Raw genomic sequence first — 4,413 nt, 5'->3', positions numbered from 1 at the left:
TGGCATGGCTGCGAGACCAGGTCTCGAGCACCTCGCGCTGCTCCGCAGAGACGTAGAGTGCAGCTGCCGCCGATGACACGACAGCATCATCCCAGACAGCCATCTCACCGTCAATCTATTTGCTGGACGCTGCACTAGGTGTTGAGGACCTTCGTCGGCCGCAGCAGGTTGCCGGCGATCTCGCCGATGGCGATCAGGCGGCCGCCGGAGCTGTGCACGCGGCACTGCGCGCCGGCCGTCAGCTCCGGCACGCGCGGCAGCCATACCGACTGCCCCCTGCCCACCATCGTCGCCTGCTGTGGCCCCAGGTCGACGCGCGGCAGGAAGTCCACCGCGCGGTCCAGTGGGAGCAGGGCGGTCGTGGGATCTGGCAACTCCGCCAGCGCCTCCGGCGTCAGCGCGTCCTCGACCAGCAGCGGACCGTAGGCGGTGCGCGACAGCCACGCCAGCAACGCCCCCGTGCCGAGGCGCTCTCCGATGTCCGCGGCCAGCACGCGCATGTAGGCGCCCTTGCCGCTGACTACGGTGAGGTCGGCTTCGCACCGCGCGCCCGGGCGGAACCCGGTGACCTCGATGCTCTCGATCCGAACCGTCCTCGGTTTGCGCTCGACCTCCTGGCCGCTGCGGGCCAGCTCGTAGAGATGCTTGCCCTCGTGCCGCACCGCGGAGTGCATCGGGGGCACCTGCTCGATGTCTCCGACGAACCGCGCGGCGGCGTCACACACCTCCGCCGAAGTGATCCCCGACGCGTCCCCGCCCGGCACTACGTCACCCTCGGTATCGAGCGTGTTACTCACCTCGCCGAAGCGCACCACGCACCGGTACGTCTTGCTCTGCTGGTGGAAATAGTCGACCAGGCGGGTGGCCTGTCCGACACACACCGGCAAGAGCCCGGTGGCCGTGGGGTCGAGCGTGCCGGCGTGGCCCACCCGCCGCTCGTTGAAGATCCGCCGCACCGCGCGGACGGCGTCGAACGAGGTCATACCGGCGGGCTTGTCGATGGCGAGGATCCCGCTGTGTGTGGTGGTCGTGGTTCGCGGCCCGACCAGGGTCGGGGTCACTCCGCCGACCGCAGCAGCTCCCGGGCGACGTCGAGAACGCGCGGCTCGAAGACCGCGAGCGGTTCGCTCAGCTCCGCGCCAGCCGCGCGGTGGTGGCCTCCCCCGCCGAACGGGCGGCAGACCGCGGTGGCGTCGTACGGGTCGCGAGTGCGCACGCTCACCTTGGTGACACCGGGGGAGTTCTCCTTGAACAGCAGAGCGATCTCCATGGTGTCGATGCTCTGCAGCTGGTCGATGACACCCTCGGACTCCATCATGTCCGCGCCGGCCTCCTCGAGCATGGCATGGGTGATCTGTGACCACACCAGCCGGCCTTCGAACTCGGTGTGCAGGCGCGCGACGGCGAGTCCCTCGAGTTTGATCTGCGGCAGCGAGCGCGACCTGTAGCTCTTCAGCGCCACCCAGCCCGCGTTGGCGCCGGCAGCGACGAGGTCGGCCCCAAGGCGCAGAGCCTCCTCCGTCGTGTTCTCGTGTCGGAACCCGCCGGTGTCCGTGAAGAGCGCCGCATACAGGTTGGTGGCGACGCCCGCGGTGATCGGCGCTCCGATCGTGGTCAGCAGGCGGTGCACGACCTGGCCCGTGGCGCTGGCCCTGGCCTCGATGAGGTTGATGGTGCCGAAGCCCTCGTTGCTGACGTGGTGGTCGATGTTGACCACCGTGTCGGTGCGACGGATCAGGTCCTGCTTGTCGCCGAAGCGGGCGACCGTGGCGCAGTCGAACGTGAACAGCGCGTCGATGTCGCCCGGGTCCTCGGAGATGGTCTCGAAACCCGGGAGGTACTCGAGCATCCGCGGCAGCGGCGACGGCACCACCACGCGCACATCATGCCCCGTGGAGCGCAGTGACAGCGCGAATCCCAGGGCCGAGCCGAGGCTGTCCGCATCGGCGTCCTTGTGGGGCAGGCACGCGATGACGCGCTTCCGATCGATGACCGCGCGGATGTCGCCGACGACGTCCTCGAGCTCGGGCCACGTGGTCACGGCGGCGGTCATTCGGCAACCTCGGCAACGGGTTCGGCGCTGTCGCTCGGCGGCTCCAGCTCGCGCAGCACGCTGGCGATGTGGATGCTGTAGGCGATCGACTCGTCCAGCTCGAAGCGCAGCTTCGGAGGCGTCTTGAGATTCTCCAGTCGTGCTCCGAGCTCGCCGCGGAGGTATCCTTCGGCGTGACGCAAAGCGGTGACCACGGCACGGCGCTCACGGTCATCCCCGACCGCACTGACCATGACCCGCGCGCTCTTCATGTCGCGCGCCAGCTTCACTTCGCTGATCGAAGCCATCCTCACCCGGGGATCCTTCATCTCGATCAGCATCATCTGAGAGATCTCCTGGCGCAGCAACTCGGCGACGCGCTCGCTCCGCGGTGGCCGTGTGCCGTGCTGGGCGTGGCTGTGGAAGCTAGTGGTCATGACCCGGCCCTGCTGCGACAGCGAGCCGCTGCGGCACTCACAGGTTCTGCTGCTCGACCGTGTACGCCTCGAGGACGTCGCCGACCGCGAAGTCGCCGAAGTCCTCCAAGGTGATGCCGCAGTCGTAGCCGCGGGCCACCTCGCGAACGTCGTCCTTGAACCGCTTGAGCACGGCGACGCGACTTCGGGCGATCTGCTTGCCGTCACGCAGCACCGTACAGATGGAGTTGCGGGGAATGCGCCCGTCGATGACGTGCGAGCCCGCGATCGCCGGCCTGCCGTCGACGGTGAACACCTGGCGAACCTCGGCGCGGCCCTGGAAGACGTCCACGAATGTGGGTTCGTACAGCCCCTTGATGGCCTTGGCGATGTCGTCGGCGATCTGGTAGATGACGTCGTAGTAGCGCACGTCGACGCCCTGGGTGTCGGCAGCTGCCTTGGCTCGGTCGTCAGGGCGGACGTTGAACCCGATGACGATCGAGTCGGTGACCGCGGCGAGGTTGACGTCCGCCTCGCCGACGGGGCCGACACCGGAAGCGACGATGACGACCTTGACGTTGGGATCCTCGATCTTCTCGATTTGGCCGCGCAGCGCCTCGAGGGATCCGTTGGCCTCGGCCTTGACGATGACGTTGAGCGACTTGACGGAGCCCTCGGCCACCTGCGACGCGAGATCGGCCAGGGTGATCCGGCGCACCGGCTGCGCCTGCTGCTGCTTGGCGGCGAAGCCGCGTTCCTCGGCCAGCGATCGCGCGCTGCGCTCGTTGGCCATGACCTGGAACACATCGCCGGCCTCGGCGACCCCGGAGAGCCCGGTGACCACCGCGGGCGTGCTCGGCGCCGCCTGCTGCATGCGCTCGCCGCGCTCGTCGAGCAGCGCACGGATGCGCCCGTAGACCTGGCCGGCGACGATGTAGTCGCCCACGCGCAGCGTGCCGTTCTGGACGAGGACGGTGGCGACCGGCCCACGGCCGGGATCGCGATGCGACTCGATGACGGTCCCGACGGCGCCCACCTTGGGGTCGGCCTTGGGTTCGACCTCGGCGTCGGCGGTGAGCAGGATCATGTCGAGCAGGTCGGTGACGCCCTCGCCCGTCTTGGCGCTGGTGCGGACGACCGTCACGTCACCGCCGTAGTCGCTGCTCACCAGGCCGCGGTCGGCGAGCTGCTGGAGGATGCGATCCGGGTTGGCCCCGTCCTTGTCGATCTTGTTGAGGGCGACGATGATCGGCACCTCCGCGCTGCGGACGTGCTGGATGGCCTCCTCGGTCTGGGGCATGACCCCGTCGTCGGCGGCGACGACGAGAACCGCGATGTCGGTCACGTCGGCCCCGCGGGCGCGCATCGCCGTGAAGGCCTCGTGGCCCGGGGTATCGATGAACGTGATCTTCCGGCCGCTCTTCTCGACCTGGTATGCGCCGATCTTCTGAGTGATCCCGCCCGCCTCCCCCGAGGCCACCGCGGTCTCGCGGATGGCGTCGAGCAGCGAGGTCTTGCCGTGGTCGACGTGGCCGAGCACGGTCACCACCGGCGGCCGCGCCACCAGGCTCTTGGGGTCGGCGCGGGACTGGTCGAGAAGGGGGTGGCGGCGCCGGGTCGAGGCCGGGGCGGCCTCGGCGACCGCCTCCTCGCTCTCCGCCTCGAAGCCGAAGTGATCGGCGGCCAGCGCGGCGGTGTCGAAGTCGACGGACTGGTTGAGGCTGGCCATGACTCCATTGCCCATCAGGTACTTGATGAGCTCCGGCCCGGAGACCGAGAGACGTTCGGCGAGCTCCTTGACCGGCACCGTGGCCGGCAGGGTGAGCTTCTTCACCGTGGCGATGGCTGGACCTCCTGTCTGAGCGCCTCGAGGGTTGCGCTCAGTTCCTCGTAGTTGATGACATCTTCCCCCACCCGCAGGGAACGCGTCAGTGCCCGCCGGCGCCGTGCCTGCGTCAGGCAGTC

General features: G+C 69.0%; 4 protein-coding genes. All 4 read right to left on the bottom strand.

The features are described 5' to 3' along the window. Positions 1–134 precede the first annotated feature (134 nt). Genes truB through infB form a run of 4 tightly spaced genes read right to left on the bottom strand, consistent with a single transcriptional unit; the run spans position 135 to position 4,282 of the window. Positions 135–1,061 (bottom strand): tRNA pseudouridine(55) synthase TruB, encoded by a 927-nt coding sequence (truB, locus tag JF886_RS08170; protein ID WP_337311362.1) that lies wholly within the window; start codon positions 1,059–1,061, stop codon positions 135–137. Beyond that, positions 1,058–2,053, bottom strand: coding sequence for a DHH family phosphoesterase (locus JF886_RS08165; protein WP_337311360.1), 996 nt, complete (start codon positions 2,051–2,053; stop codon positions 1,058–1,060). Before JF886_RS08165 ends, truB begins: the two co-directional genes overlap by 4 nt. Further along, a complete protein-coding gene (rbfA, locus tag JF886_RS08160) occupies positions 2,050–2,469 on the bottom strand; it encodes a 30S ribosome-binding factor RbfA (RefSeq protein ID WP_337311358.1) in 420 nt (139 codons plus the stop codon). The genes JF886_RS08165 and rbfA overlap by 4 nt, the downstream gene beginning before the upstream one ends. A gap of 37 nt (positions 2,470–2,506) precedes the next feature. Next, positions 2,507–4,282 (bottom strand): translation initiation factor IF-2, encoded by a 1,776-nt coding sequence (infB, locus tag JF886_RS08155; protein ID WP_337311356.1) that lies wholly within the window; start codon positions 4,280–4,282, stop codon positions 2,507–2,509. Positions 4,283–4,413: the final 131 nt, after the last annotated feature.

The sequence above is a fragment of the Candidatus Aeolococcus gillhamiae genome (assembly GCF_016464765.1).
Taxonomy (GTDB): Bacteria; Chloroflexota; Dormibacteria; order Aeolococcales; family Aeolococcaceae; genus Aeolococcus; species Aeolococcus gillhamiae.
The sequence above is the reverse complement of the archived record's forward strand: the minus strand, read 5'-3'. Positions and strand labels throughout refer to the sequence as shown.